The following is a 26,280-nucleotide window of genomic DNA, read 5'->3' as shown; positions in this document are numbered from 1 at the left end:
AACCCGCCTGTTATAGCAAAAGTCACGAGGTGATTTTGGTTGATCTTGAAGGCCGAAACTCATCTCTTTAGAGAGTATCGCCATTCAGGATCGAAAATGCGCATAAATTGCGCAGGATGAGACAATGACTGCGCTTGACGCCATCGACAACAAGATCCTTCGCCTGCTGCAGGAGGATGGCCGCATGACGGTGCAGGCCCTGGCCGAGCAGGTCGGCCTGTCGCATTCGCCCTGCCTGCGCCGCGTGCGGCAGCTGGAGGAAAGCGGCGTCATCCGCGGCTATGTCGCCGTGGTCGAGCAGAAGGAGGTCGGGCTGCCGGTCAGCGTGTTCATCTCGATCAAGCTGGAACGCCAGCGCGAGGAGGACCTCGACCGCTTCGCCGCCGCCATCGCGCCCTGGCCGGAGGTACTGGAATGCTATCTGATGACCGGCACACGCGACTATCTCTTGCGCGTCGTCTGCGCCGACCTCGCCGCCTATGAGCGCTTCATCAAGGAAAAGCTGACCCGCCTCGACGGCCTCGCCTCGATCGAATCGAGCTTCGCCCTGGCGCAGGTGAAATATACGAATGTCCTGCCGATAAGGTGAGGAAAGCCGGAGCGCGGACATCCTGTCCGCTCTTCCCTTCCTGCAGGCGCAGTGGTCTCAAGAGCGGACAGGATGTCCGCGCTCCAACCGCCCTACCGCGTCTTCGCCACCAGCGCCGACACGCCGACCAGCAGCCAGGCCGCCATCGAGCTGGTCCCCCCGATGGGCGCCGCCATCGGGAACAGGCGCTGGCCGGTCATGGCGTTCAGCGCGACATCGGCCGAGAACAGGGCCACGGCTGCCGCGAGAAGGAAAGCGGCGGGACGGGCCAGCAGGGCATGAAGCAGGCCGGCACGAAGGGCAGCAACGATGGCGATCAAGGCCGGCGCGTGGGCGAGCACCATGATGGCGGCATAGTTGATGTCGGGCCATCTACCATGCGCGGCGAGCGCCATCAGGCCGATGCCGACGGCCCCGAACAGGCAGCCCAGCACGGTGAGGAGACGGTCGGCGATCACAGCGACAGGCCGCCGCGCTCGGCCAGGATCTGGGCGATGGTGGCGCGCAGTTCCTCCATGCCGGTGCCTTCGCGGCTGGAGGTGACGATCAGTTCCGGAAAGGCCGCGGGCCGGCGCGCGATCTTTTCCTTCGTCTCGGCGATACGGCGCTCCAGTTCGGCCTTCTTCACCTCGTCGGCCTTGGTCAGCACGATCTGGTAGACCACGGCCGACAGGTCCAGCGTCTTCAGGACGGCATCGTCGGTGGTCTTGAGGCCATGCCGGGCATCGATCAGCACGAAGACCCTGGCAAGGTTCACGCGGCCGCGCAGATAGTCATGGATCAGCCGGGTCCAGGCCTTGACCTTGGACTCGCTGACCTTGGCATAGCCATAGCCCGGCATATCGACCAGGGTCAGGGGCGCGTTCGACGAAAAGAAGATCAGTTCCTGCGTACGCCCCGGCGTGTGCGAGGTGCGGGCCAGGGCGTTGCGGTTGGTCAGGGCGTTGATCAGGCTCGACTTGCCGACATTGGAGCGCCCGGCGAGGGCGATCTCGACCCCGTCGGGCGGCGGCAAGGCCTCCAGCGTATTGGCGGCGTGGCGGAAATCCCACGTCGAGGCAAAGAGTTTCTTGCCCGCCGCCATGTAGTCGGAGGCGTCAGGCATCAACTTGCCGCCGATGAAGGCTTGCGGCCGAACATCGCCCTGAGATTGTCCCACAATTCGATCTTCACGCCGTTCTTCTTCATGATGAAGGCCTGTTGCAGGATCGAGAGCGTGTTGTTCCAGCAATAATAGATCACCAGACCGGCCGGGAAGGCGGCGAGCATGTAGGTGAAGATCAGCGGCATCCAGCGGAACATGGCAGCCTGGGTCGGATCCGGCGGTGCGGGGTTGAGCTGCATCTGGATGAACATGGTGATGCCCATCACCACCACCCAGAAGCCGACCATCAGGACGGAGGGCGGTGTCCACGGAATCAAGCCGAACAGGTTGAACAAAGTGGTCGGATCGGGCGCCGACAGATCGTGGATCCAGCCATAGAACGGTGCCTGGCGCATTTCGATGGTGACGAACAGCACCTTGTAGAGCGCGAAGAACACCGGGATCTGCAGGAGCATCGGCAGGCAGCCTGACAGCGGGTTGATCTTGTGCTCCTTGTAGAGCGCCATCATCGCCTGCTGCTGCTTCATGCGGTCGTCAGGGAACTCGTCCTTGATCTTCTGCATTTCAGGCTGGAACTTCTTCATGCGCGACATCGACTCATAGGAGCGGTTGGCGAGCGGGAAGAAGAAGGCCTTGAGGATGACGGTGGTGCCGAGAATGGCGAGGCCGAAATTGCCGATGAGATGGAAGAGGATCTCGATCAGGCGGAACAAGGGCTTGGTGATGAACCACAGATAGCCCCAGTCGATCAGATAGGCGATGTTATCCGTCTTCAGCTTCTCGTCGTAATAGGAGAGGGTCGCGACTTCCTTGGCGCCGGAGAACAGATTGGTGCTCACCTCCGTGCTGGCGCCCGGCGCAATCGTCACGGCCGGCCGGTCGATCTGGGCGAGATAGGCCGGCGTGCCGCCGAAATCCTGGCCGCCGAAATGGGCGGTGAAACGGGCCGAAGGGTCGGGAATCAGCGCGTTGGCCCAGTACTTGTCCGTAAAGCCGAGCCATCCCGTGACATCGGCAAAAGGCTCCTGCTTGGCGTCGGGTGCCAGATCCTTGTAGGACAGTTCCTTTTGGGAGCCGGAGAAACGGCCGATCGGCCCCTCATGCAGGACGTAGGTGCCCTGGGTCCCCGGCGTGCCGACGCGCAGAATATAGGCCTGGGGCGCGATCTCCACCGGCGCCGTGCCCTTGTTCTCGACGCTGTCCTTGATGGTGAACATGAAGCCGCCGATCGGCTTGGCGACATTGGCCTGCTGATCCTTGGGCAGGTTCTGGCGAGGCAGGTCGAGCTTGTCGGCGGGCAGCGTCTCGCCGGCCGACGGGAACAGCGAACCACTCTGGCCGCGGTCCTCGTCGATCGAGATGGTGCGGTGGAAAATCAGCCCTTGCCCATTGTCCCATTGCAGTTCGACCGGGCTGGCGGCCGACAGCGGCGCCTGAGATTTGGCCGTCCAGACCGTCTTCAAACCGGGCAGGTTGAGCTTGGTCGCAGCAGCGGAACCCGGCTTTTCCTGCCAGCCAAAGACCGTCAAATAGGGCCCGCGATTTTCCAGGTTGGCCTTGTGATCGGCCGGCTTCACCGGAGTGCCGAACGGTGAGAAGAGATCCACATTGGGGGAATTGGGGTCGAGCGTCTCCCGATAGCCGCGCAAGGCCACGTCGTCGATCAGGCCACCGACCAGGTTGATCGAGCCGATCAGGCGCTGGGCGTCGATCGCGACGCGCTGCGTGCGTGCCGCCACCGCCTCTTCACGGCTGGAGAACTGCTTCTGTCCCGCCGCGCCGCCGGGAACGCCGGGGGCGGGCGTAGCGGCCGCCTGCTGCTGTTGCTGCTGCAGCGCCTGCTGGACTTGCTGCTGCAGCCGCGCCTCTTCCTGCTGGCGCCGCTGCATGGGCTGGCCGATGAAATATTCCCACACGACGACGACGAGCAGCGTCAGGACGACCGCCAGAACGACGTTCTTGGTGTCAACATTCTTCATCGCACAGCCTCATCGGCCGAACGGCGTGGCTTGCGGGCGCCTTGGCGCTCGCCATGCACACGGCCGAACGCCGTTACCATTTCATCAACGATCGTCGCAAAAGATGCGTCGAGGGCGGAGCGCCGCCCGAGCACGACATAATCATAGCCGTCGCGCGCGTGAAGCGCGCCAGACAGCCGCACCGCCTCGCGCAAGCGCCGGCGGATCCGATTGCGCTCGACGGCGCAACCTTCCTTCTTGGTTACGGTAAAGCCGACACGCGGCTCCAGATCCTCAGGCGCCGATGGCTCGGCCTCGACTGCACCGGCGCTTTCGCGGCGGCGTGCCTGCAAGGATAGCGTTGCAGCATGTGCCCTGCGGCCTTCGCGGACGAACAGGAAGTCCCGACGCTTGAGCAGACGCTGCATCGATGAGGGCTCGGAGGCTCTTGAGCAAAAAGCTCGGGCGCAATGATGCGGAATCACTGCGCCAACCCGATCAGGTCAGGCCGACAGGCGCTTGCGGCCGTGGGCGCGACGAGCGGCCAGAACCTTGCGGCCCGCCTTGGTGCCCAGGCGGGCACGGAAGCCATGGCGACGCTTGCGGACAAGCTTGGACGGTTGATAAGTACGTTTCACGGGTCGTTCTCCGCGGTCGCGGCCGGATGCCGATCGAGTTGACTGGGAAAGCGCTCCCCCGAACACCAAAAACGCGCCCCGGCCTTCGCCCTGGGTGCGTCCGGGCCCGATGGGCGACGCCAAATTCGCCGGTGCTTATGGGGGATGGCGTCCGGGAAGTCAATCAGGACTCGCAAGAAGTCGCGGAGAATAAGACGACGGCATGACGAAGCCGGGGATCGATCCCTCCATCGACGTGACCGTCCCTTTTCAGGACCGGTCGTCCGATCCATATAAATAGCGGCGCGCGCCCTTATGCCAAGGATGGTGGGCCGTAATCCGGAGACGCCAAGGATTTGCCTCGCTCTATCGATCGCGGTGATGTAGGTGGCCTCGGCCCGGCTCGTGAAATGGATCTGTCCGTGACGGCTGTTCGAGTTCGGCGCGGGATGACTCCATAACCAAAGGTGCAGGAAGTGGCCGACCAGAACGACGACTATGTCTATGACGAGGCGACCGGCGAATGGCGGCCGGCTTCGGAGATGACGGCTATGGCCAAGGCCGATCAGTTCGTGGTGCGCGATGCCGCCGGCAACATCCTTGCCGATGGTGATTCCGTGGTCCTCATCAAGGACCTCAAGGTGAAGGGGGCCAATCAGACCCTGAAGCAGGGCACGGTCATCAAGTCGATCCGACTGACGGACAATGACGAGGAAATCGACTGCCGCCACGATGCCATCAAGGGCCTCGTCCTGCGCACGGAATTCGTGCGCAAGCGCTAGGACCGACGATCAAGAAGCCGGAACCTTCACTGGCGCACACCGGCTTTTTCTCTGCAACGTTCATGAAAAAGCAACTCTGCACCTGATATTCATACATTCGCCTCGGCCAGCGACTCAATGCGATCATAAAATCGCCGGCCTTGTGTTATATTTGGTTAACATTCTTGAATTTCGGCACTCTGATTTTAGCCACTTTCAAAATTAATACTTAGATCAATATTATAAAATTCGAGGTTATCGACATGTCCATTCTGGCACTATTGCATCGAATTTTGGATCATCTTCCGTGCCGCCCCGATCCTACCGACGAAGAGGCAGCCCGGCCGGACATCCGTATCGTCTCGATGCCGCGGACGCAGGCGACCCGCGCCCTCGCCGAAGCCCTGCGAGCGGCTCATAGCGACAACACCAAATCCTGATCGCGATTCCACCTGCCGCGGCCGATCACGCAGAAGAAAGATCCCTCAGGTGCCGCGCGGTTTCGCCCGCGTGGTGGGCATGGCTACGGCCGGGTCCTCCGGCCAGGGATGGCGGGGATAGCGCCCCTTCATCTCCACCCGCACGGCGGCATAGGACCCCCTCCAGAAGCCCGGCAGGTCCTTTGTCACCTGCACGGGCCGATGTGCCGGCGAAAGCAGGTTGATGGTAAGCGGCACCCGGCCGCCGGCGATGCTGGGATGGTTGGCAAGACCGAACAATTCCTGCACGCGGACCGAAATGGCAGGACCGCCCTCCGCCTCGTAGTCGATGGCAAGATGTGAACCGGTCGGCGCCTCGAAAAAGGGCGGCGCTTCGACGTCGAGCCTTCTGCGTTCGTGCCAGGGCAGCAGGCCCGCAAGGCCATTCTCCAGATGCTCTGCCGTGATGCCTGAAAGCCCTCGCACCCCTTCGATAACAGGAGCGAGCCAGGTTTCGGCCGTTTCGGCCAAGGCCCGGTCGGAGAGATCGGGCCAGTCCGGCGAGCCGCTGGCCCTTAGGAAGGCGATGCGGTCGCGCAACTGGCGCTGGGCCTTGCTCCACGGCAGCCGGCCGATGCCGCCTTGGGCGAGTCCGCGGGCAAGCATGGCGGCGGCATCGGCGCCAAGGGCCAGCGGCGCCGTGCCCTCCTGCAGCACCAGCCGGCGATAGCGCCTGACAGCGCGCGCCTTGAGACTGGCACTGGCGGCATCATAGCCCACGCTCACGCTTTCACTGATGCCGGACAGGGCAGCGATCTCCTCGGCGCCGATCGGGGCCGCCAGCAGGATGCGGCTCGAACCGGCGCTGCCGGCAATCTCGGCAATGGCGAGCGTCGGTTCACGGGCGAGCCGATCATGCGGTTCCAGGCGCGCGGCGCGCCCATTCTCCATGGTGAAGCTGCCGGGCTGGCCACGCGCCACGGCGACGCGGTCGGGATAGGCCAAGGCGAGAATCGCACCGGCCCGGGCCGGATCGCCGTCGCCGCCCAGGTCCCGACTGCCCTTGCCGCCTCCGGCTTCCTTGCCGGCCGTCCTGGCCCAATTTCCGGCCAGGCGGCGCATGTCCTGCGCCCGCCCGCCGCGGTCACGCCGAAAGCGCTCGATGCGCTCGACGAGGTCGGTGCTATCGCCGCCGAGGCCTCGCTCCGACAGGATGGCAGCGATCTCGGCGGCCAGCATGGCCTCGCCGGCGGGCACCGCAGCCACGATCATGCGGGCCAGCCGCGGCGGCAGCGCCAGGCTGGAGAGATGACGCCCCATGTCGGTGAGCCGGCCATCGCCGTCCAGCGCCTCGATTGCCGTCAGCAGCGTCCTTGCTTCCTTGAGCGCGGGAGCAGGCGGTGGATCGAGCCAGGCGAGCGCCAGGGGGTCGCCGACGCCCCAGGCGGCGCAATCGAGCAGCAACGGGCTGAGATCGGCCGCCAGGATCTCCGGCTTGGCGAAAGCCTCGAAAGCGCCTGTGGCCGCCTCCTCCCACAACCGGTAGCAGGCGCCGGGCTCGGTACGCCCGGCACGGCCGCGCCGCTGGTCGGCGCTCGCCCGCGATACCCTGACGGTTTCGAGCCGGGTCAGGCCGAGATCGGGTTCATAGCGCGGCACGCGGGCGAGGCCTGCATCGATGACCACGCGCACCCCCTCGATGGTGAGGCTGGTCTCGGCGATCGAGGTTGACAGCACCACCTTTCGACGCCCGGGCGGCGCCGGTGCTACGGCACGGTCCTGGTCGCGCGCTTCCATGGCGCCGAACAGGGGGGCGATGTCGACGCCATCCCCGAGATTGCGCTCGGCCAGGAGCCGGGCCGTGCGGGTGATCTCGCTTTGGCCGGGCAGGAAGACCAGCATCGAGCCGGTCTCCGCCCGCAGGGCCCGCATCACCGCATCGGCAACTGCGTCATCCAGCCGCTGGCGCGGATCGCGGCCGAGATAGTGCGTGGCCACAGGAAAGGCACGGCCCGCGCTCTCGATCACCGGCGCATCGCCCAGAAGCGCGGCGACGCGCGCACCGTCGATCGTAGCCGACATCGGCAGGATGCGCAGGTCCTCGCGCAGCCCGGCCTGGGCATCGAGCGCGAAGGCCAGGCCCTGGTCGGCATCGAGCGAGCGCTCGTGGAACTCGTCGAACAGCACGGCTGCCACGCCGTCGAGCGAGGGGTCGTCCAGAATCATGCGGGCAAACACGCCTTCGGTCACCACCTCGATGCGGGTCCTGGCCGATATGCGCGATTCTAGGCGTACGCGCAGGCCCACGGTGGCGCCGACCGGCTCGCCCAGCGTGGCGGCCATGCGGGCGGCGGCGGCACGGGCGGCGAGGCGGCGAGGCTCCAGCACGATGATCTTGCCCCCTTTCGTCCAGGCCTCGTCGATGAGGGCCAGGGGCACGCGCGTGGTCTTGCCGGCGCCGGGCGGCGCAACGAGGACGGCATTGGAACCCGCCTGCAGGGCTTGCCTGAGGGCTGGCAGGGCATCGTCGATGGGCAGGGGCTGGTCGAACACGCGCATCGCGCCGATGTGACGCATCCAGGGAGCAAGCGCAATGGCGGACCCGGCCTGCAACTCCGGCAATCATCGCGCCCTCTCTCCTGGAAGGAGGTGGTGAGGGATGAGGGACTACGTCCAATGTGGCATTGCAGCGTGCAGGCCGCGGGACGATTTTAACCATAGTGTGACTTTTTCGTCATCGACGCCTCGCCTGCCTTCGGCCATAGCTAGCTCTCGACGATTGAGGACGAGGCGATGGAACGGCGCGCCTATGAAGCTCCGCTCGACCCCGCACTCGCGGTGTCGGGCCTCCTGACCCGGCTGGGCTTGTTCCTGCTGGTGATTTTCGCGCCTTTTTTTGCCATGTTCTCGCGCCATGCCGTGGCGATCATCGTGCCGATCGCCACCGCCCTGCTGATCCTGGCCGCGGCGCTCGACAATCGTCTGCCGACGGCGCTGCGCCGCCTGCAAGGCGCGCTGACCTCACCCCGTACCCTGGCGCTGCTCGCCTTGCTGGTCTGGGCCGCCATCAGCATCTGGTGGACGCCCCGCCCCGCTTCGGCCGCCGGCCGGCTGCCGGGGATATTGGGCATCGTGCTCCTGTTTGCCGTCACGATTTCCTGCCTGAAGCCGCGGGTGCGCTTCAGCGACGCCAACCTCATCCCGATCGGCGTCGCCATCGCCAGCGTGACCCTGATCCTCGAATACCTGCCGGGGTCGCCGCTGCAGGGGCTTGGCGAGACCGGGACCGAGGATGCCGAAAGCACGCGCGCGGCCATGCTCATGGCCCTGCTCGCCTGGCCGGCGGTGGGCGCAGTCCTGGCCCGCGGCCGGAGCTGGCAGGCCCTGCTGATCTGTCTGGTGATGATCCTGGCGCTCTGGCTGGTGCATGATCTGGTGATCTTCGCCGCCTTCATCGCCGGCATCGTGGTGATGACCCTGGCCCTCTGGCGCCGGCGGGCCGCCGCTCTGGCCGTGGCCATCTCGGCCCTGGTCCTCCTGGTGCTTGCACCGCTGGCAGGCTGGATGATGGCGCGCTGGGGCGGCTTCCTGCTGCCGGCGGAGGGTGATCACCTGGTGGCGCTCTGGCGCGACGTGACCTACGCCCTCCCCAATCATCTCTTAGCCGGCTTCGGATACGATTCGAGTTCCTCGCTGACCCGCGGCGTCGGTGGCCAGCTCCTGGCCTCGCCTCACAATGCCGCGTTGCAGATCTGGCTGGAACTTGGGCTCGTCGGCGTGGCGCTTGCGGCGCTTGCCCTCTGGCTGACGCTGATGGGCATGAACCGCGACGACGATCGTTCGGCCCCTGCCGCCCTCGCCGTCTCGGCCTCGGCTTTGGTGATGATGTTTGCAGGCCTCGCCGCCTGGCAGCCCTGGTGGCTGATGGCGTTGGGCCTCACCAGTGTCTCGCTTGCCTTCCTGGCCCGGCTGGGTGCGCGCCGGCGCGATTGAGGGCAGAACCACCCTCCCGATCACCCCCGGCGTGCCACGCCCTTCAGATTGGCGAGCGCGGCTGCCAGGGTCTCGTCCCGCTTGGCGAAGCAGAAGCGAACCACCGTCATTACCGCATCCTGGGCATAGAAAGCCGAGACCGGAATGGCGGCGACCTTGTGCTCGACGACCAGGCGCTGGCAGAAGCTGACATCGTCCTCCTCGATACCGCTAGCAGGCAGGTCGATGTTGAGGAAGTAGCTCGCCTCGCTCGGCAGGGTGGCGAAGCCGAGCTCGGCCAGCCCCGCCGCGAAGAGGTCGCGCGAGCGCTGCAGGTCCGCCCGCATGCCGGTGAAATAGCTCCCCTCCTTGCCGAGGCCATAGGCGACGGCAGCCTGCAGATTGGGCGGGGTGGTGAAGGTGAAGAACTGGTGCGCCTTGGCGATCACCTTGAGGATCGGCGCGGCGGCCATGACGAAGCCGACCTTCCAGCCGGTGAGCGAGAAGATCTTGCCGGCCGAGCCGATCTTCACCGTGCGCTCGCGCATGCCGGGAAAGCCGATCAGCGGCCGGTGGGTGCGACCGTCGAACAGCACATGCTCCCAGACCTCGTCGCAGACGGCGATGGCGTTGTAATGGACGCAATATTCCGCCAGCAGGGCCAGATCCTCGTCGCGGAAGGCAATGGCGGCCGGATTGAGCGGGTTGTTGAATAGAACGACCTTGGTGCGTGCGGAGCAGGCCGCGTCGAGCGCCTCCCGTGTCAGGCGCCAATGCGGGGGCTGCAGCGTGACGAAGCGCGGTACCCCGCCCGCCCGGCGCACCAGCGGCAAATAGGCATCGTACATCGGCTGGAACAACACCACCTCGTCTCCCGGCTCGATCAGCGCCATCAGCGCATCGGCGATCGCCTCGGTGGCGCCGGACGTGACCATCACTTCGCTGTCGGGATCGAGCGCCACGCCCTGGAAACGGGCATAATGCTCGGCGACGGCACGGCGCAGCTCAGGCAGGCCGAGCATAGGCGGATACTGGTTCCAGCCCGTCATCACGGCCTCGGCCGCCTTCTCGCGCACATCGAGCGGGCCGGCATCATCCGGAAAGCCCTGGCCGAGATTGACGGCATCATGCTCGCGGGCAAGCCGCGACATCGTCTCGAAGATGGTGGTGGAAAGGCCGGCGAAGATGCTGTTCATACTCGATCGATAGACGAGTTGGGTAAAGGGATAAAGGGGCCTCTCGCCCTCCCAAATGCGGTTCGTTCAGGGGAGAGCACTCCGGTTTGTCATAGCCGGGCTTGACCCGGCTATCGAGGAGCCACGGGCGCAAGGCGCTGGATTGCCGGGTCGAGCCCGGCAATGCCAAAGATCGTGCAAATCTGGACGCCGCTCAAGTGAACCGCATCGCTCTCGCCTCTCTGCCCTTTGCCTTTTGCGTGCGACCTCCTAGATAGAGAACATGTCTGGAGCAAAAACGCGTCCAAGTGCGAATGCTTGTTTGCTCTAACTTTTTGGTTCGACGCGTCTTTGCGATTCTTGGCGATCCCGCCAAAGCGCGAAACGCTTCAGTGAGGTTCCCATGACGTTCCCCCCTTCCGCCAGTCCTGACAGCGGTCCCCGCTCTCCCTTCCATGCCACCACCATCCTGATGGTCCGCAAGGGCGGGCGCGTGGTGATCGGCGGCGATGGGCAGGTCAGCCTCGGCCAGACCGTGATCAAGGGCAATGCCCGCAAGGTCCGCCGGCTTGGCAAGGGCGACGTCATCGCCGGCTTCGCCGGCGCCACGGCCGATGCCTTCACGCTGTTCGAGCGGCTGGAAGCCAAGCTCGAGCAATATCCCACCCAGCTGACGCGGGCCTGCGTCGAACTCGCCAAGGACTGGCGCACCGACCGCTATCTGCGGCGGCTCGAGGCGATGATGCTGGTGGCCGACAAGTCGGCCGGGCTGGTGCTGACAGGCACCGGCGACGTGCTGGAGCCCGAAGGCGGCGTGATGGCGATCGGCTCGGGCGGCAATTATGCCCTGGCCGCCGCCAGGGCGCTGGTTGACACCGACTATGATGCCGAGGCGATCGTCAAGAAGGCGATGAACATCGCGGCGGATATCTGCGTCTATACCAACCATAATCTGGTGATCGAAAGCATCGATCTCTGATAAGAGGGCGAGAGTCACCACAGGCAGAAAGCCGCCCGCGCATGCTCTCCTTCCGGATCAGCCTTCCCATCGTCTTCGCCGCCTTCGCCCTCGCGGGCTGCGCGGCGGAGAAGCAACCCGAATTTCCGACCACCAATCCGCTCGAAAAGGCCTGCCAGGCCGAGGGGGTGAAGGCGGGCACGGCGATGACGGACTGCATGCGGCGCAAGGCCTCCCAGGGCATTGCCGGCGATACCTGCAGCCGCAGGGGCGTCAGGCCCGGCTCGCCGCAGCGCGAGCGCTGCGTCAAGCTGGAAGCCGAATACAGCCAGGCGAGTTCGGAATGCCAGGCGCAGGGCCTCGGCACTTTCGGACCCGAAGAGGTCGCCAAGTTCAAGGCCTGCATCAGCGGCAAGGCGCCGGAAGCGGCTGCCTACAAATTCGCCCAGGACAAATAGCAGGGAATCCCGGTCCTGAACCGGAGGCGGCATGAAGGGTAGATTCGATCTCAGCGCCTATGACAGCGCGACACAATTGCTGATGCATCTGGTGGTGCTGCTGGCATGCCTCGTCGCCAGCGCGCTGATCTGCTTCGGCCTCGTCGCGGTGAGCGCGCCCTTCGTGCTGCTGCAATGGATCGGCTTCTTCACCCTTGCCAAATTCGTCTATTTCGTCGTCGCCTATGCGCTGTTCGGCGGATCTTTCATCGACCCGCTCGAACAGATGTATGAGGACCGGCGCAACCGGCGCTGAGACGGCGTGACCACCGCCTGGTCGATCGCCGCTCTCTGGGACCGCCAGCATCCTGCTGGCTCCTTGTTCCCAACAAGGGCCGCGTTTCCAAGAGCCAGCAGGATACTGGCGGTCCCAGGGAAAAGCGGTCGCGATGCGAACCGGTTACTCCTTCACTGCCCCCGTCATCGACGACACGTAATAGTCGACGAAGAAGGAATAGAGGATCACCACCGGCAGGGAGCCGAACAGCGCCCCGGCCATGAGGGATCCCCATTCGAAGATGTCGCCGCGCACCAGTTCGGTCAGCACGCCCACCGGCACGGTCTTGTTCTCCGACGACTGGATGAAGGTCAGTGCGTAGATGAACTCGTTCCACGACAGGGTGAAGGCGAAGATGCCGGCCGAGATCAGGCCCGGCACCGCCAGCGGCAGGATGACCCTGACCAGGATCTGCCAGCGCGAGGCTCCATCCACCAGCGCGCTTTCCTCCAGCTCGTAGGGAATCGAGCGGAAATAGCCCATCAGCAGCCAGGTGCAGAAGGGGATCAGGAAGGTCGGATAGGTGACGATCAGAGCGAGCTTGGTGTCGTAGATGCCGAGCTTGAAGACGATGAAGGCGAGCGGGATGAACAGGATCGAGGGCGGCACCAGATAGGCCAGGAAGATCAGGAGGCCGACGATCCGCGATCCCCTGAAGCGGATGCGCTCGATCGCATAGGCGGCGAGGACGGAAGCGACAAGCGCCAGCGCCGTCGCGCCCACCGAGACATAGATCGTGTTGAGCAGCCAGCCTGGATAGGACGTTTCGAACAGGAGATAGCGGATATGTTCGAGGGTGGGACCCACCACCCAGAACGGGCTGTAATTGGCATAGTCGGTCAGCTGGTCGTTGGGCTTCACCGTGGTGATCGCCATCCAGTAGAACGGGAACAGCAGCACGATGACGAAGACCAGCAGCGGCAGGTAGACGGTCACCACCCGCCGCGGCAGGCTGGAGAGATAGCCCATGCCCTCGACGTGGTCGGCGAGCGGGGCGGCAGCTTGGTTCGAGCTCATCGTCATGCCTCCGCTATTCCCCGCCGCCCTGCTGCCAGCGCCGGCGCTGCAGGCCGAAGAAGCTGAACAGGATCGCCGCCAGCAGGAAGGGCACCATGGCCACGGCGATGGCCGCGCCTTCGCCGAGCTGGCCGCCGGGAATGCCGCGCTGGAAGGAAAGCGTCGCCATCAGATGGGTGGCGTTCACCGGTCCGCCCTTGGTCAGCACATAGATGAGCTGGAAATCGGTGAAGGTGAACAGCACCGAGAAGGTCATCACCACCGCGATGATCGGCGTCAGCAGCGGCAGCGTGACATGGCGGAAGCGCTGCCAGCTGGTGGCGCCGTCGAGCGAGGCCGCTTCCTGCAGCGAAGGAGAAATGGTCTGCAGGCCGGCTAGCAGCGAGATGGCGACGAAGGGAATGCCGCGCCAGACATTGGCGACGATCACCGAGATGCGGGCATTGATGGGATCGCCGAGGAAATTGATCGGCTGCTGGATCAGGCCGAGCTGCATCAACGACCAGGAAATGATCGAAAACTGCGAATCATAGATCCACCAGAAGGCCAGCGCCGACAGCACGGTGGGTACGACCCAGGGCAGCAGCACGATCGCCCGGAACAGTGACTTGAAAGGCAGATGCTGGTTGAGCAGCAGAGCGAGCCAGAGGCCGAGGCCGAATTTCAGGGCCGAGGCGACGACCGTGTAGACGATGGTGTTGAACACCGACAGCCAGAACACCGAATCGGCCCAGAGGAACTCGTAGTTCTCCAGCCCGATGAAAATGCCCTCGCGCCCGATCTTGGTATCGGTGAAGCCGAGCCAGACGCCCAGGCCCAGCGGGTAGGCCAGCAGGCAGATCAGGAACACCGCGGCCGGCAGCATGAAGAGCGTGCCAAGCATGCCCTTGCTCTGCGCCAGCCTGGCGACGGCGGAAGGTCGCGGCCGTGGTCTCGATGTCGCGATGCTCATGAGGTGCCTTGGTGGGAGGGAAGGAGGAAGGAGGCTTTACCCCTCATCCCCCTGCCGGGACCTTCTCCCGCAAGGGGAGAAGGGGATTGTTTTGGGAGCGTCGAGCCGTAGTGAAGGTTGCTTGGTCGACCCAACCTCTCAGGATCCAGTCCCTTCTCCCCTTGCGGGTGTCGCCAACTCCCTTGGAGTTGGCTAGAGGTGGCGGCAGCCGGATGAGGGGTACAAGCACCACGATACTGCTCCTGGCGACCTCACACCCGATAATAGCGATTGGCGCGCTTCTCGGCCTGGGCCGCCGCGTCCTCCGGCGACATCTGGCCGGTCACCGCGACCGCATACATGTCGACCAGCACGTAATCGGCCATCACGCCGGCGGAGGCATAGCCGAGGGGACCGGCATAGCCATTGGGCCGCAGCGTTTCGGAGGCATGCGAATAGGGCTCATGGATCGGGTCGGCCTTCCAGACCGGATTGGCGGCAAACGCCTTCAGAGCCTGGCAGCAATAGGCGCTGGATCCGCCGATCCAGGCATTCATCTGAGGTTCCTCATACATGAACTTCAGATAGGCCTTGGCCGCCTCGGGATATTTGGAATGCTTGAACAGCAGGGCCGACGTGGTCTGGTGCAGTTCGATCTTCTGCCCGACGGGACCGACCGGGAAGTTGACGGTGCGGATATCGGCGGCCAGTTCCTTGAGCTTGGCGTCCTTCTTGGCGGCGTAATAGAGCGAGACGCCATTGGCGGTCAGCGAGACCTGGCCGGCGAGGAAGGCCCGGTTGTTGTTGATGTCCAGCCAGCTCTCGGTGCCGGGAATGAAGGTTTCGTAGAGCGACTTGGCATATTTGATCGAGGCGATGGTCTCGGGCGAGTTGATGGTGACCTTGCCGCTCTCGTCGACCATCTTGCCGCCATGGCTCCACAGCAGCCAATGGGCATAGTTGTTGCCGTCGCCGACGGCCTTGCCATGGGGGAAGCCGGCAGGCGTCCCCTTGGCCTTGAGCGCCTTGCACAATTCGAGGAAGCCGGCGGTATCCTTGGGAAACTCGCTGAAGCCGGCCGCCTTCATATGGCTGTCACGGTAGCAGATGGCGTTGCCGATTGCCGCCAGCGGCAGGGCGATGAACTTGCCCTCGCGCGTGGCATAGCCTTTCAGGCCGTCATACCAGCCGCCATATTTGCCGCCGAGATAGGTGCCGAGCTCGGTGAGGTCGGTCAGCTTGTCGGGATATTGATGGGCATCGTCGAACCAGCACAGCACGATGTCCGGCCCCGAGCCGACATTGGCGGCGACCGCCGCCTTCGGACGGATGTCCTCCCAGCTTTCCTTGTCGACGCGGACCTGCACGCCGGTTGCCTCGGTGAACTTCTTGGTGTTGGCGAGCCAGGCGTCCTCGTCGCCCTGCACGAAGGGGGTCCAGCGCAGCACGCGCAGGCTCGCGCCCTCTTCGGGCTTGTAGCTGGGCTCGGCGCCCTGGGCGAAGGCTGGCGCCAGGCCGAACTGGCCGAGGCCGGCGGCCGCGGCGAAGCCGGCGGAAGCGGCAAGCAGATCGCGTCTGTTGATCGTCATCGAAATCCTCCCTCAGGATCGCCGTTTATTTTTGGTTGGAATGCCGGGCGCACAGGCGAGCTTCCAGGCCGCGGCATCCCGGAAAATACCACCGGCCTCGGCACGGAAAGATCCCGCGCCGGCCGGCGATGCACTCAGTCCCGCAAGGCCTGGGGCCAATCAGGCGGCCGGCTCCAGGCGCTGCCCGCTTGCGGAGTCGAACAAATGGGTCGAACCGACGTCGATGGCGACCTGCACGGTCTCACCGGGCTGGGCCGCCACGCGCTCATGGAAGACGCAGGTCACATCCGTGCCGGCAAGCTTGGCCGTCATGTGGGTCTCGGACCCCGTCGGCTCGGTGACCACGACGGTCAGCGGAATGCCGGTGCCGCTGATGCGCAGGCTTTCGGGCCTGAGGCCGTAGATCAGCGGCTTGTCGGTCGCCTGGCGCGGCGCCCGCGCCGGCAGCACGCTGCCATCCTCGGCAATGAAGCGGCTGGAATCGGCGGGATCGAGCTTGCCCTTGATGAAGTTCATCGCCGGCGAGCCGATGAAACCGGCCACGAACAGATTGGCCGGCTGGTCGTAGAGATCGAGCGGAGCACCGATCTGCTCGACGATGCCGTCATGCATCACCACGATCTTGTCGGCCATGGTCATGGCCTCGATCTGGTCATGGGTGACGTAAACCGTGGTCGTCTTCAGGCGCTGATGCAGTTCCTTGATCTCGGCGCGCATGGCGACGCGCAGCTTGGCGTCGAGATTGGAGAGCGGCTCGTCGAACAGGAAGACCTGCGGGTCACGCACGATCGCCCGGCCCATGGCAACGCGCTGGCGCTGGCCACCGGACAATTGACGCGGATAACGGTCGAGCAGCTTGGAAAGGCCGAGGATTTCGGCAGCCGGCTTCACGCGCTTTTCGATGTCGGCCTTGCTGGCGCCCTTCAGCTTGAGCGAGAAGCCCATATTGTCGGCCACGCTCATATGCGGATAGAGCGCGTAATTCTGGAACACCATGGCGATGTCGCGCTCTTTGGGCGGCAGGTTGTTGACCACGTCCTTGCCGATGCGGATCTCACCGTCCGAGATGTTCTCCAGGCCCGCCAGCATGCGAAGGAGCGTGGACTTCCCGCAGCCCGAGGGGCCGACCAGGATCACGAACTCGCCATCGGCAATCTCGATGTCCACGCCCTTGATGACGGGGTGGGTCCCGAATGATTTCCTGACATTGACGAAGTCGACTGACGCCACGACGTTTCCCCCAAGCAAAAGGATGATGAGCCCGATCACCGCCACCAAGGGCGGCATTTCTGCCTTTTCGGCCTCTTTCGGACCGTTGCGAACACTTAGAAAGCCTGCCGGAGCCGACCCACCATCGGTGCAGACGGTCCCCACAGGCGGCGGCATCCTGACGGTGGGACAAGACTCCTGTCAAGGCAAAGAGCCCATCATCCCTCACAAATCTTCAGACCAATATGCCCCGGGACAGAAGTTGCGTTATCATCATACCGCCCTCGCGCCATTCGCTTCGCGCAATTGCGGGGTCGGCTTCAATTCTCGATGCTGGATTTTCGCGTTTCAGCCATTATGTAGCAGCTTTACCCTTCCTCCCGAGTGCCTATGTCCAATTTCTCCCCCCGCGAAATCGTCTCAGAACTCGACCGCCACATCGTCGGCCAGCACGACGCCAAGCGCGCCGTCGCCATTGCCCTGCGCAATCGCTGGCGCCGCCTGCAGCTTGACGAGACGCTGCGCGAAGAGGTGATGCCCAAGAACATCCTGATGATCGGGCCGACCGGCGTCGGCAAGACCGAGATTTCGCGCCGTCTCGCCAAGCTCGCCAACGCGCCCTTTCTGAAGGTCGAGGCGACGAAGTTCACCGAGGTCGGTTATGTCGGGCGCGACGTCGAACAGATCGTACGCGATCTCATCGATATCGGCATAGCACTGGTGAAGGCCGAAAAGCGCAAGGAAGTCCAGGCCAAGGCGCATCTGGCCGCCGAACAGCGCGTGCTCAACGCCCTAGTCGGCGCGACGGCGAGCCCGGCGACCCGCGATAGTTTCCAGAAGAAACTGCGCGCCGGCGAGCTCGACGACAAGGAAATCGAGATCGAGATGAAGGACACTTCCTCGCCGTCCTTCGAGCTGCCTGGTCTGCCGCAGGGCCAGATGGGCGTCGTCTCGATCGGCGACATCTTCGGCAAGGCCTTTTCGGGGCGCACCAAGACCAAGCGCACCACGGTCCGCGACAGCTATGACCAGCTGATCCAGGAGGAGGCCGACAACCTGCTCGACCAGGACCAGATCGTGCAGGAAGCCATCCGCCAGGTCGAGAACAACGGCATCGTCTTCCTCGACGAGATCGACAAGATCTGCGCCCGTGAGAACCGCGGTGGCGCCGATGTCAGTCGCGAGGGCGTGCAGCGCGACCTCCTGCCGCTGATCGAAGGTACCACCGTGTCGACCAAGCACGGCGCCGTTCGCACCGACCACATCCTCTTCATCGCCTCGGGCGCCTTCCATGTCGCCAAGCCTTCCGACCTCCTGCCCGAGTTGCAGGGTCGCCTGCCGATTCGTGTCGAATTGCAGGCGCTGACCCAGGACGACTTCCGCCGCATCCTCACCGACACGGAAGCCAGCCTGATCAAGCAATATGTGGCGCTGATGGGCACCGAGAACCTTGAGCTCAGCTTCACGCCCGAGGCGATCGATGCCATCGCCGCCATCGCAGTGCAGGTGAACGCCACCGTCGAGAATATCGGCGCGCGCCGGCTGCAGACGGTGATGGAACGCATCCTCGACGAGATCTCCTTCACCGCGCCCGACAAGGGCGGCGAGAAAGTGACGATCGACGCCGACTATGTGCAGAAGACGGTGGGTGACCTCGCCAAAAACACCGATCTCAGCCAGTTCATCCTCTGAGGATCAGGTTTCGCCCGCGCAGGAAGAGGCGCGATCTACCTTCTCCAGCGCAACTGGGGAAGGTAGCCCGGCGGAGCCGGGTCGGATGATGTGGCGGGCAGCACTCACCGCACAACGAGCTTGCGCGACCGTTGTGCGAGCCTTCAATGACTATTGCGTTGCCCGCCCCCTCCGACCTCGCTTTGCGAGGCCACCCCATGCATTTCTTTCAGAAATGCAATGCAAAGCCCACTTCGTAGAGAAGGCTGGTTGCACCAACTTCGGATCGATTCTCAATGAATTGGGGAATAATGCAGTCATATAGTATATAATTTTTATGGATTTAATGAGTTAATTTCCCTACCATCGCATCGACCCATTCCTCAATGAGACCGATCGATGCCCTCTTCCCTGAACCGCCGCTCCGTCCTGACGCTGGCTGCCGCTTCCCTGCTCGCCGCGCCGGCAGCCGCCCTCGCCTCATCGACACGCATCCGAGTCGGCGCCACGCCCGGACCGATGGCCGAAACCCTGGAAGCGGCCAAGCCCGTCGCCGCCAAGCTCGGCCTGGACATCGAGGTGATCGAATTCTCCGACTATGTCGTGCCCAATGCGGCGCTCGACGCCGGGGAAATCGAGGCCAATGCCTTCCAGAACCAGCCCTATCTCGACAACCAGATCGCCGACCGCGGCTACAAGATCGTCGGCATCGCCCCGATCATCAATTCGCGCCTGGGTGTCTATTCGCGCCGGCACAAAGCCTGGAGCGAGGTGCCCGACGGCGCCACCATCGCCATCCAGAACGACCCGACCAATGGCGGCCGCACCCTTCTCCTGCTCCGCGACAAGGGCGTGATCAGCCTCAGGGACGGCGTCGGTTACAAGCCGATCGTCGCCGACATCACCGCCAATCCCAAGCAATTGCACTTCCTGGAGGTCGACGCCGCCCAGACGCCGCGCTCCCTCGACGATGTCGATGCCGCAGCCGTCAATGCCAATTATGCCGTCACCGCGGGCCTCGACCCGACCAGGCAGGCCTTGATCCTGGAAGAACTCAAGCCGCAATACACCAATCTGATTGCCGTGCGTGCCGCGGACAAGGACAAGCCCTGGGTGCCGCTCCTGGCGCAATCCTATCGCTCGCCCGAGGTCCGGGACTTCGTCCTGGCCAAATATAAGGGCGCCTATGTGCCGACCTGGTGAGCCCCGGGCATCGCAGGGCAGGGTTTCGTTCTTCCGAACGCACCCCGCCGGCGCTTCCAGAGGCTGCGAAGTCTATGGCTTCTTGTCCTGCAGGCCGTAGCTCTTGAAGCCCTCGACCACCTGCGCGATCTCGCTGTCGGGCAGGATGTTCGCGCCGCCGATCTGAAGGGCGTGGTAATATTGCTTGGCCAGGGTTTCGAGCTCATGGGCCAGCCACATTGCCTTGTCGAGGCTGGAGCCGACGGCGATCATGCCGTGATTGGCGAGCAGGCAGCCATTGCGGCCCTCCAGGGCCTCGAGGGCGAAGCGCGACAATTCCTCCGAGCCGTAGCGGGCATAGGGCGCGCAGCGTATGTCGGGCCCGCCAAAGGCCGCGATCATGTAGTGGATGGCCGGGATCGGCTTATGGGCAATGGCGAGGATGGTGGACCAGGTGGCGTGGGTATGCACCACGGCCCCAGCATCCGGGCGGCCCTTGAGGATATCGAAATGGAAGCGCCATTCCACCGAGGGTTTCAGCGGCCCTTCCCAGGCGCCATACTCGCCCTCGAAGGGCATGGCGGCGATCATCTCCGGCTCCATCTCGTGATAGGGGATGGCCGAAGGCGTGATCAGCATGCGGTCGCCGCAGCGGGCCGAAATATTGCCGGAGGTGCCTTGGTTGAGGCCGTTGGCATTCATCCAGCGGCATTTGTCGATGATGGCGCGGCGCAGGTCGAGTTCGTCTTTGCGCGGATCGTCTTGGCTCATATTGGATCTTCCGGATTCGAGGCTGTGCCATCGATGCGGAAGAAGGGCGGGGGGTGGCAAGCCCAAATTGTCGAATGAGCGATATTGAGCGCGGGAAGCCGGCCGGTCTCGCTCCATCACATGGAGCTGAGGAGACCGGCACACCAACCCGGTGCTCCCAGGCTGAAGGCGCCTGAGCGGGCGGGCCCGAAGACCCGCCTTCCCGATCAGCGGCGGCGCATATTGCCGCCACCGCGCTGCGGCGGACGGGGCCCGGACGACGCACGCTCGTCCTTGTGGCGGAAGATGATACGTCCCTTGTCGAGGTCGTAGGGCGACATCTCGACGGTGACGCGGTCGCCCTCGATGGTCTTGATGCGGTTCTTCTTCATCTTGCCGGCCGTGTAGGCGATCATCTCGTGGCCATTGTCGAGCTTCACGCGGAAACGGGCGTCCGGCAACACTTCGGAAACCTCGCCTTCAAATTCCATCAGTTCTTCTTTTGCCATGTGCAGGTCCTATTGAGGGAATGAAAAGGCCGCGCCCTCAGGCGGCGCGACGCTGATTGTTGCGGCCACCCGGACGGCGCGAACGCCCCGAACGCGGCTGGCCCGAATGAGACTTTTCCTGCTGCCCGTTGTTGTTCCGGGGCTTGCCGTTCGGCTTGCCCTGATGCGGGTGGCGGGGACCACGTTCGCCGTGCTTCTGATCGGCTTCGAGCCCCTGCACCGGAGCGGCCACCATCAGCGGCTTCTTGGTCAGGCGTTCGATCGCCTTGAGCTCGTCGCGCTCATTGGGATCGCAGAACGAATAAGCGATGCCGCTGCGCCCGGCGCGGGCGGTGCGGCCGATACGGTGCACATAGCTTTCCGCATCCACCGGCATCTCGAAATTGATGACATGGGTGATGTCGTCGACATCGATGCCGCGGGCGGCGATGTCGGTCGCCACCAGGATGCGCGTGGAACCCGAACGGAAATCCTCCAGCGCCTTCTGGCGGGCATTCTGCGACTTGTTGCCGTGGATCGCCGCCGAGGGAATGCCGGCCTTGTCGAGATGGCCCGAAACGCGGTTGGCGCCGTGCTTGGTGCGGGTGAAGACGATGACGCGGCTCATCGCCGGATCATTGAGCAGGTGCAGGAGCAGCGAGCGCTTCACCGAGGCCGGCACGTGGTAGACATGCTGGTCGATCTTGTCGACCGTCACCACTTCCGGCGTCACTTCCACATGCACCGGGTTGAGGAGAATCTCCTCGCCGAGCTTCTTGATCGTCTTCGGCATGGTGGCCGAGAACAGCAGGGACTGGCGCTCCAGCGGCGTCTCGTCGACGATCTTGAGCACGTCGCGCGAGAAGCCCATATCGAGCATGCGGTCGGCCTCGTCCAGCACCAGGATCTCCACCTTGTCGAGGCGGACCTTGCGCTGCTGCTGCAGGTCGAGCAGGCGGCCGGGCGTGGCGACCAGGATGTCGACGCCGTCGGCGAGCGCCTTGACCTGCGGGCCCTGGCTGACGCCGCCGAAGATCACGGCAATGCGAAAGCCCATATGCACGCCATAGGTGCGGAAGCTCTCGTCGATCTGGATGGCGAGCTCACGCGTCGGCGCCAGGATGAGGGCGCGCACGCCCTTGGGGCCGGCGCCATGGCGCGACTTCGACAGGCGCTGCAGGATCGGCAGCGCAAAGGCGGCCGTCTTGCCGGTGCCTGTCTGCGCCAGGCCCATCATGTCGCGCCCTTCGAGGAGAGCGGGAATCGCCTTGTGCTGGATCGGGGTGGGGTTCTGGTAGTCGGCGGCGTCAAGCGCACGCAAAAGCGGCTCGGCAAGGCCGAGCGCTGCAAAAGTTACTTCGGAAGTCACATCAAATCCTTCATGCCACGCTCGTCGATCGGACGGCAGCGCGGCCACCGTCCGGGTCCGCGATCACAGCCCGTCTTCAGCCGCAATGGCATGATGAAACGGTACGGCGATATCGCGACCCACGCGCGGATGGGAGCAGCGGAATGTTGTTGGGGACGGCCGGGGATGAGGCGCTGCTTCTCAAAAAGCCAAAAACCAGCGCGCCGCGCGAACCCCCGAGCGGTCGTTACACGCGGTTGCTGCGCTTTTTGCAGCGCAAAGTCAAGGAAAAAGCAAACAAACGCCGTATCGCATGAACATTCGAGCCAAGCAAAACGCCTTTCTGGCAATTGTGGGCGTTCCTGCCTGCCCTTCCCTCCCCCGAGGACCGCACAAAACAAGGGCCAATGCCCGCTTGCAACCATTTGCCCCGCAGACGATCGAGCCTATAGATGGGAACCACGTTTATCGCCTCATCGCGACTTCACGATGCTGCCTCTCAAAGCCCTGGTCCCGGCCTTCCTGGCGCTTCATCCACACGGTCCCGCCAGCCCTCTCGACTGGAAGGCCTGCCGCCAGGGTGCGCCTGATCGCGTCATCATCGCCTGCACCTCGATCGTGGATCTCAGCGGCGTCAACGACGCGGCCAGGGCTGTCGCCCTGATCGCGCGCGGCAGTGCCTATGCCGCGAAGAAGCAGCCGGCCCGGGCTCTGGAGGATCTGCGCCAGGCCACGCTGCTCGATCCACGCAATCCCGACGGATTCTACGCCCTTGCCGGGCTCTATGGACGCCAGGGCGATCTCGAACAGGCCATCCTCGCCTATGACAGCGTGATCCGGCTCAATCCCAAGCATGTGCTGGCCCTGACCTCGCGGGGCTATGCGCGGGCCAGCCGCCGGGAGTTCGATCTCGCCATCGCCGACTATGACCGTGCGCTGAAGTTCAATCCGCGCCATGCCAAAGCGCTGCGCCTGCGCGGTGCCGTCCACGGCCTCATGGGCGACGATGCCGGCGCCATCGCCGATCTCGACAGGGCCATCGGGCTCGACGGCCGGGACTGGTCCGCCTTCTTCAACCGGGCCATCGCCAAGGACCATCGCCGCGATTACAGCGGCGCCGTGGCCGACTATGACGCGGCCCTGCGCCTGAGGCCCAACAATGTCGCGGCCCTGCTCGGCCGGGGTGCGGCCCATCACCATATGGGCGCGCTCGACAAGGCGATCGCCGACTACAGCCTGGCGGTCGGCCTGGCACCGAACAATGCGCAGGCGCTCTACAATCGCGGCACCGCCTACGCCAATGCCGACGACGTCGAGCGTGCCATCGCCGATCTCGACAGGGCCATCGGGCTCGACGGCAGCAATGCGCTGGCCTTTCTCAACCGGGCAGGCGCCTATCGCAAACGTGGCGATTTCGAACGTGCGCTGGCCGACTACGATCGTGCCCTGCAGCTCAAGCCCGGCCTGCCGCAAGCCATCGCGGGACGCAAGCTGGCCCTCGAGCGCCTACGGAACTGAGAGCGTTCAAGCTGCAAATTTCGTCCTCGGCCCTCTAACGCAACGTCATGGACATTCCCTAACGTTGCTGTTCATATACACTCAGATTTTTTCGAGCGTGACTCGGGACCCTGCGGCGGATGAAGGAGGGCTTCGCCGTACTCCCGGTAGGTGCCACCGAGATGCAAGGGCGTTCCGTCAGCATGTCCGAATCCGAAACCACGCCAGCCGATGCCGGCCCGGCAAGGTCCGATGACCGGGACCTCGACAGGGTCATCGCCGAGTTCAGCCAGACCATCGATCGCAAGCCCGACGCCGTCGACACCTTGTACGAACGGGCTCTCGCCTATCACCACAAACGGGCCTTTCCCCAGGCGATCGCCGATTATGACAGGGTGATCGCGCTCGACTCCGGCCATGCCGATGCCCTCTTCAAGCGCAGCATCGTGCATCGCCAGCTCGGCGCCTTCGACAAGGCCACTGCCGATTTCGACCGGGCCGTACAGCTGCTCTGGCGCCGGCAGGTGTTTCCCCCCGCGAAAGAGGCCTGATGGGCCCCTCTTCTTCCGTACCCGCGGCGCCAGATTAACATTTTGTCATCTAAGCTTCACGAACCCCGCCTAAGGGTCGCCAGACCATGGAAACACGGGGGTGTTTTGGAGATGACGGACGTTACATCGGGCCAAAGAAGCGGTCATCCGCTCGACAGGCCAAGCTCTCTCGGCAACCTGCCCAATATCGTGATCGCCCTGATCCTGCTCGGGGGCCTGGGCTATGTCTGCTACGCGCTGGTCGCCGATCTTACCGGCGCGGTGGCCGTGCCCTGGATCCTGCTCGGCCTCGCCTTGCTGATTGCGCTCGGCTTCGAATTCGTCAACGGCTTCCACGATACCGCCAATGCGGTGGCGACGGTGATCTACACCCATTCGCTTCCCGCTGAATTCGCGGTGATCTGGTCGGGCTTCTTCAACTTCCTCGGCGTGCTCACGGCGAGCGGTGCGGTAGCCTTCGGCATCATCTCGCTGCTGCCGGTGGAACTGATCATGCAGGTCGGTTCGAGTGCGGGCCTGGCGATGGTGTTCGCACTTCTGATCGCCGCCATCGTCTGGAACCTCGGCACCTGGTATTTCGGCTTGCCGGCCTCCAGCTCGCACACCATGGTCGGTTCGATCATCGGCGTCGGCCTCGCCAACCAGTTCCTGGCGCCGGCGGGCTCCGCCACCAGCGGCGTCGACTGGTCCCAGGCCAAGAATATCGGCCTGTCGCTGCTGATCTCGCCTCTGTTCGGCTTCTTCCTGGCCGGCGCCCTGCTGCTCCTGATGAAAACCGTGGTGCGCAACAAGGCCCTCTATGTCGAGCCGAAGGGCAACAACCCGCCACCGCTCTGGATCCGTGGCCTGCTGATCCTGACCTGCACGCTGGTCAGCTTCTTCCATGGCTCCAATGACGGCCAGAAGGGCATGGGCCTGATCATGCTGATCCTGATCGGCGTGGTGCCCACCGCCTTCGCCCTCAATCGTACGCCCGACATCAACTATCTCGAGACCTACAAGGCTGCGTCGACCGCAGCCGGTTCGGTGCTGGGCAACTACATCAAGCCGGGCGTGACGGTTGCTCCTGCCGATGCCAAGGCCAAGGTCGCCGAGACGGTGCGCACGCGCAACTGGAGCGACGAGACGACGCCGGCCCTGAAGATCTTCATCGAACAGACCACCTCCCAGCTCTCGCCCTACGGCTCGGCCGCGGCGGTGCCCGCGGGACTGGTCTCCAACACCCGCAACGACATGTATCTGATCGGCGAAGCCCTCAAGCTGATCGATTCCAAGAAGCTGCTGCCGGTGTCGGATGCCGATCTGAAGACGATCAAGACCTATCACGTGGCCACCGACAACACGACCAAGTTCATCCCGACCTGGGTGAAGGTCGCCATCGCCCTGGCCCTCGGCCTCGGCACCATGGTGGGCTGGAAGCGCATCGTGGTGACTGTCGGCGAGAAGATCGGCAAGACCCACCTGACCTATGGCCAGGGTGCCTCGGCCGAGATCGTCGCGGCCGCGACGATCGGCGCTGCCGACTATCTCGGCCTGCCGGTCTCCACCACCCATGTGCTGTCGTCGGGTGTCGCCGGCACCATGGCGGCCAATGGCACGGGGCTGCAGATGTCGACAGTCCGCAACCTGATCATGGCCTGGGTGCTTACCCTGCCCGCTTCGATGGCCCTGTCCTTCGTGCTCTTCGTGGTGCTACGCCAGATCATCTAAAGCGGCGCA

At 64.3% G+C, this 26,280-nt stretch carries 26 protein-coding genes; 12 read left to right on the top strand and 14 right to left on the bottom strand.

Annotated features, from left to right (window positions below; genetic code table 11):
* Positions 1–124 precede the first annotated feature (124 nt).
* Positions 125–589, top strand: a complete 465-nt coding sequence (locus tag ABXS05_RS33015; RefSeq protein WP_149253666.1) for an Lrp/AsnC family transcriptional regulator — start codon at positions 125–127, stop codon at positions 587–589.
* A 92-nt stretch (positions 590–681) separates the two neighbouring features.
* Here the strand turns inward: ABXS05_RS33015 and ABXS05_RS33010 are convergent, their stop codons facing one another.
* From ABXS05_RS33010 to rpmH, 5 genes are all read right to left on the bottom strand, one after another.
* Entirely contained in the window at positions 682–1,047 is a 366-nt protein-coding gene (locus ABXS05_RS33010; protein ID WP_311944176.1) for a DUF423 domain-containing protein, read from the bottom strand.
* Positions 1,044–1,694 (bottom strand): ribosome biogenesis GTP-binding protein YihA/YsxC, encoded by a 651-nt coding sequence (yihA, locus tag ABXS05_RS33005; RefSeq protein ID WP_367626816.1) that lies wholly within the window; start codon positions 1,692–1,694, stop codon positions 1,044–1,046. Before yihA ends, ABXS05_RS33010 begins: the two co-directional genes overlap by 4 nt.
* Positions 1,694–3,673 (bottom strand): membrane protein insertase YidC, encoded by a 1,980-nt coding sequence (gene yidC / locus ABXS05_RS33000; RefSeq protein WP_367626815.1) that lies wholly within the window; start codon positions 3,671–3,673, stop codon positions 1,694–1,696. The genes yihA and yidC overlap by 1 nt, the downstream gene beginning before the upstream one ends.
* Complete coding sequence (rnpA, locus tag ABXS05_RS32995; protein ID WP_311944171.1) at positions 3,670–4,080, bottom strand: ribonuclease P protein component; 411 nt, start codon at positions 4,078–4,080, stop codon at positions 3,670–3,672. Before rnpA ends, yidC begins: the two co-directional genes overlap by 4 nt.
* Before the next feature lie 75 nt (positions 4,081–4,155).
* On the bottom strand, positions 4,156–4,290 hold the full coding sequence (gene rpmH, locus ABXS05_RS32990) for a 50S ribosomal protein L34 (protein ID WP_082980037.1): 135 nt from the start codon (positions 4,288–4,290) through the stop codon (positions 4,156–4,158).
* A gap of 455 nt (positions 4,291–4,745) precedes the next feature.
* On the opposite strand from rpmH, the gene ABXS05_RS32985 reads away from it, so the two are divergent.
* Complete coding sequence (locus ABXS05_RS32985) at positions 4,746–5,051, top strand: zinc ribbon domain-containing protein YjdM (protein ID WP_311944167.1); 306 nt, start codon at positions 4,746–4,748, stop codon at positions 5,049–5,051.
* Between the two features lie 464 nt (positions 5,052–5,515).
* Here ABXS05_RS32985 and hrpB read toward each other — a convergent pair whose 3' ends face one another.
* Positions 5,516–8,008, bottom strand: coding sequence for an ATP-dependent helicase HrpB (gene hrpB, locus ABXS05_RS32980; RefSeq protein ID WP_367626823.1), 2,493 nt, complete (start codon positions 8,006–8,008; stop codon positions 5,516–5,518).
* Positions 8,009–8,242: 234 nt separating this feature from the next.
* On the opposite strand from hrpB, the gene ABXS05_RS32975 reads away from it, so the two are divergent.
* Positions 8,243–9,442, top strand: a complete 1,200-nt coding sequence (locus tag ABXS05_RS32975) for a hypothetical protein (protein ID WP_311944165.1) — start codon at positions 8,243–8,245, stop codon at positions 9,440–9,442.
* 20 nt (positions 9,443–9,462) lie between these two features.
* Here the strand turns inward: ABXS05_RS32975 and ABXS05_RS32970 are convergent, their stop codons facing one another.
* A complete protein-coding gene (locus ABXS05_RS32970; RefSeq protein ID WP_367626814.1) occupies positions 9,463–10,617 on the bottom strand; it encodes an aminotransferase in 1,155 nt (384 codons plus the stop codon).
* A 382-nt stretch (positions 10,618–10,999) separates the two neighbouring features.
* Between ABXS05_RS32970 and hslV the strand changes: the two genes are divergently transcribed.
* The 3 genes from hslV to ABXS05_RS32955 are packed head-to-tail and all read left to right on the top strand — an operon-like array spanning position 11,000 to position 12,307.
* Positions 11,000–11,575: an ATP-dependent protease subunit HslV gene (gene hslV / locus ABXS05_RS32965; RefSeq protein WP_311944162.1), complete on the top strand. Its 576-nt coding sequence runs from the start codon at positions 11,000–11,002 to the stop codon at positions 11,573–11,575.
* A 41-nt stretch (positions 11,576–11,616) separates the two neighbouring features.
* Positions 11,617–12,012 (top strand): hypothetical protein, encoded by a 396-nt coding sequence (locus ABXS05_RS32960; protein ID WP_311944161.1) that lies wholly within the window; start codon positions 11,617–11,619, stop codon positions 12,010–12,012.
* 31 nt (positions 12,013–12,043) lie between these two features.
* The gene (locus ABXS05_RS32955; protein WP_367626813.1) at positions 12,044–12,307 is read left to right on the top strand and encodes a hypothetical protein; all 264 of its coding nucleotides are present in this window, start codon (positions 12,044–12,046) and stop codon (positions 12,305–12,307) included.
* A 144-nt stretch (positions 12,308–12,451) separates the two neighbouring features.
* On the opposite strand, the gene ABXS05_RS32950 is transcribed toward ABXS05_RS32955, so the two are convergent.
* From ABXS05_RS32950 to ABXS05_RS32935, 4 genes are all read right to left on the bottom strand, one after another.
* A complete protein-coding gene (locus ABXS05_RS32950) occupies positions 12,452–13,351 on the bottom strand; it encodes a carbohydrate ABC transporter permease (RefSeq protein ID WP_367626812.1) in 900 nt (299 codons plus the stop codon).
* A gap of 7 nt (positions 13,352–13,358) precedes the next feature.
* Entirely contained in the window at positions 13,359–14,297 is a 939-nt protein-coding gene (locus tag ABXS05_RS32945) for a carbohydrate ABC transporter permease (protein WP_367626811.1), read from the bottom strand.
* A gap of 251 nt (positions 14,298–14,548) precedes the next feature.
* On the bottom strand, positions 14,549–15,865 hold the full coding sequence (locus ABXS05_RS32940; RefSeq protein ID WP_311944156.1) for an ABC transporter substrate-binding protein: 1,317 nt from the start codon (positions 15,863–15,865) through the stop codon (positions 14,549–14,551).
* A gap of 159 nt (positions 15,866–16,024) precedes the next feature.
* The gene (locus ABXS05_RS32935; protein WP_311944155.1) at positions 16,025–17,095 is read right to left on the bottom strand and encodes an ABC transporter ATP-binding protein; all 1,071 of its coding nucleotides are present in this window, start codon (positions 17,093–17,095) and stop codon (positions 16,025–16,027) included.
* 369 nt (positions 17,096–17,464) lie between these two features.
* On the opposite strand from ABXS05_RS32935, the gene hslU reads away from it, so the two are divergent.
* Positions 17,465–18,766, top strand: coding sequence for an ATP-dependent protease ATPase subunit HslU (gene hslU, locus ABXS05_RS32930; RefSeq protein ID WP_367626810.1), 1,302 nt, complete (start codon positions 17,465–17,467; stop codon positions 18,764–18,766).
* Positions 18,767–19,144: 378 nt separating this feature from the next.
* Complete coding sequence (locus tag ABXS05_RS32925) at positions 19,145–19,948, top strand: MetQ/NlpA family ABC transporter substrate-binding protein (RefSeq protein ID WP_311944152.1); 804 nt, start codon at positions 19,145–19,147, stop codon at positions 19,946–19,948.
* A 72-nt stretch (positions 19,949–20,020) separates the two neighbouring features.
* Here ABXS05_RS32925 and ABXS05_RS32920 read toward each other — a convergent pair whose 3' ends face one another.
* The 3 genes from ABXS05_RS32920 to ABXS05_RS32910 form a co-directional block, all read right to left on the bottom strand.
* A complete protein-coding gene (locus ABXS05_RS32920; protein WP_311944150.1) occupies positions 20,021–20,698 on the bottom strand; it encodes a class II aldolase/adducin family protein in 678 nt (225 codons plus the stop codon).
* A 206-nt stretch (positions 20,699–20,904) separates the two neighbouring features.
* Positions 20,905–21,186 (bottom strand): translation initiation factor IF-1, encoded by a 282-nt coding sequence (gene infA, locus ABXS05_RS32915; RefSeq protein WP_068294521.1) that lies wholly within the window; start codon positions 21,184–21,186, stop codon positions 20,905–20,907.
* Positions 21,187–21,223: 37 nt separating this feature from the next.
* Entirely contained in the window at positions 21,224–22,534 is a 1,311-nt protein-coding gene (locus ABXS05_RS32910) for a DEAD/DEAH box helicase (protein WP_311944148.1), read from the bottom strand.
* A 143-nt stretch (positions 22,535–22,677) separates the two neighbouring features.
* Here ABXS05_RS32910 and ABXS05_RS32905 point away from each other — a divergent pair, with 143 nt between their 5' ends.
* From ABXS05_RS32905 to ABXS05_RS32890, 4 genes are all read left to right on the top strand, one after another.
* On the top strand, positions 22,678–22,830 hold the full coding sequence (locus tag ABXS05_RS32905) for a hypothetical protein (protein WP_311944146.1): 153 nt from the start codon (positions 22,678–22,680) through the stop codon (positions 22,828–22,830).
* A gap of 172 nt (positions 22,831–23,002) precedes the next feature.
* Entirely contained in the window at positions 23,003–24,031 is a 1,029-nt protein-coding gene (locus ABXS05_RS32900) for a tetratricopeptide repeat protein (protein WP_367626809.1), read from the top strand.
* A gap of 182 nt (positions 24,032–24,213) precedes the next feature.
* A complete protein-coding gene (locus tag ABXS05_RS32895) occupies positions 24,214–24,561 on the top strand; it encodes a tetratricopeptide repeat protein (protein ID WP_367626808.1) in 348 nt (115 codons plus the stop codon).
* Positions 24,562–24,672: 111 nt separating this feature from the next.
* Complete coding sequence (locus ABXS05_RS32890) at positions 24,673–26,271, top strand: inorganic phosphate transporter (RefSeq protein WP_367626807.1); 1,599 nt, start codon at positions 24,673–24,675, stop codon at positions 26,269–26,271.
* Positions 26,272–26,280: the final 9 nt, after the last annotated feature.

The organism is Labrys neptuniae (genome assembly GCF_040797145.1).
Classification (GTDB): Bacteria; Pseudomonadota; Alphaproteobacteria; order Rhizobiales; family Labraceae; genus Labrys; species Labrys neptuniae.
The sequence above is the reverse complement of the archived record's forward strand: the minus strand, read 5'-3'. Positions and strand labels throughout refer to the sequence as shown.

Bases quoted from the DNA above. Each gene is read 5' to 3' on its own strand.
- ABXS05_RS32925 (WP_311944152.1), top strand. From the start codon at position 19,145: ATGCCCTCTTCCCTGAACCGCCGCTCCGTCCTGACGCTGGCTGCCGCT.
- yidC (WP_367626815.1), bottom strand. From the start codon at position 3,673: ATGAAGAATGTTGACACCAAGAACGTCGTTCTGGCGGTCGTCCTGACG.
- ABXS05_RS32890 (WP_367626807.1), top strand. From the start codon at position 24,673: ATGACGGACGTTACATCGGGCCAAAGAAGCGGTCATCCGCTCGACAGG.
- ABXS05_RS32955 (WP_367626813.1), top strand. From the start codon at position 12,044: ATGAAGGGTAGATTCGATCTCAGCGCCTATGACAGCGCGACACAATTG.
- hslV (WP_311944162.1), top strand. From the start codon at position 11,000: ATGACGTTCCCCCCTTCCGCCAGTCCTGACAGCGGTCCCCGCTCTCCC.
- ABXS05_RS32945 (WP_367626811.1), bottom strand. From the start codon at position 14,297: ATGAGCATCGCGACATCGAGACCACGGCCGCGACCTTCCGCCGTCGCC.
- rnpA (WP_311944171.1), bottom strand. From the start codon at position 4,080: ATGCAGCGTCTGCTCAAGCGTCGGGACTTCCTGTTCGTCCGCGAAGGC.
- ABXS05_RS32970 (WP_367626814.1), bottom strand. From the start codon at position 10,617: ATGAACAGCATCTTCGCCGGCCTTTCCACCACCATCTTCGAGACGATG.
- ABXS05_RS33015 (WP_149253666.1), top strand. From the start codon at position 125: ATGACTGCGCTTGACGCCATCGACAACAAGATCCTTCGCCTGCTGCAG.
- infA (WP_068294521.1), bottom strand. From the start codon at position 21,186: ATGGCAAAAGAAGAACTGATGGAATTTGAAGGCGAGGTTTCCGAAGTG.
- ABXS05_RS32960 (WP_311944161.1), top strand. From the start codon at position 11,617: ATGCTCTCCTTCCGGATCAGCCTTCCCATCGTCTTCGCCGCCTTCGCC.
- yihA (WP_367626816.1), bottom strand. From the start codon at position 1,694: ATGCCTGACGCCTCCGACTACATGGCGGCGGGCAAGAAACTCTTTGCC.
- ABXS05_RS32895 (WP_367626808.1), top strand. From the start codon at position 24,214: ATGTCCGAATCCGAAACCACGCCAGCCGATGCCGGCCCGGCAAGGTCC.
- ABXS05_RS32900 (WP_367626809.1), top strand. From the start codon at position 23,003: ATGCTGCCTCTCAAAGCCCTGGTCCCGGCCTTCCTGGCGCTTCATCCA.
- ABXS05_RS32975 (WP_311944165.1), top strand. From the start codon at position 8,243: ATGGAACGGCGCGCCTATGAAGCTCCGCTCGACCCCGCACTCGCGGTG.
- hslU (WP_367626810.1), top strand. From the start codon at position 17,465: ATGTCCAATTTCTCCCCCCGCGAAATCGTCTCAGAACTCGACCGCCAC.
- ABXS05_RS32950 (WP_367626812.1), bottom strand. From the start codon at position 13,351: ATGACGATGAGCTCGAACCAAGCTGCCGCCCCGCTCGCCGACCACGTC.
- ABXS05_RS32905 (WP_311944146.1), top strand. From the start codon at position 22,678: ATGTTGTTGGGGACGGCCGGGGATGAGGCGCTGCTTCTCAAAAAGCCA.
- hrpB (WP_367626823.1), bottom strand. From the start codon at position 8,008: ATGCGCGTGTTCGACCAGCCCCTGCCCATCGACGATGCCCTGCCAGCC.
- ABXS05_RS32920 (WP_311944150.1), bottom strand. From the start codon at position 20,698: ATGAGCCAAGACGATCCGCGCAAAGACGAACTCGACCTGCGCCGCGCC.
- ABXS05_RS32940 (WP_311944156.1), bottom strand. From the start codon at position 15,865: ATGACGATCAACAGACGCGATCTGCTTGCCGCTTCCGCCGGCTTCGCC.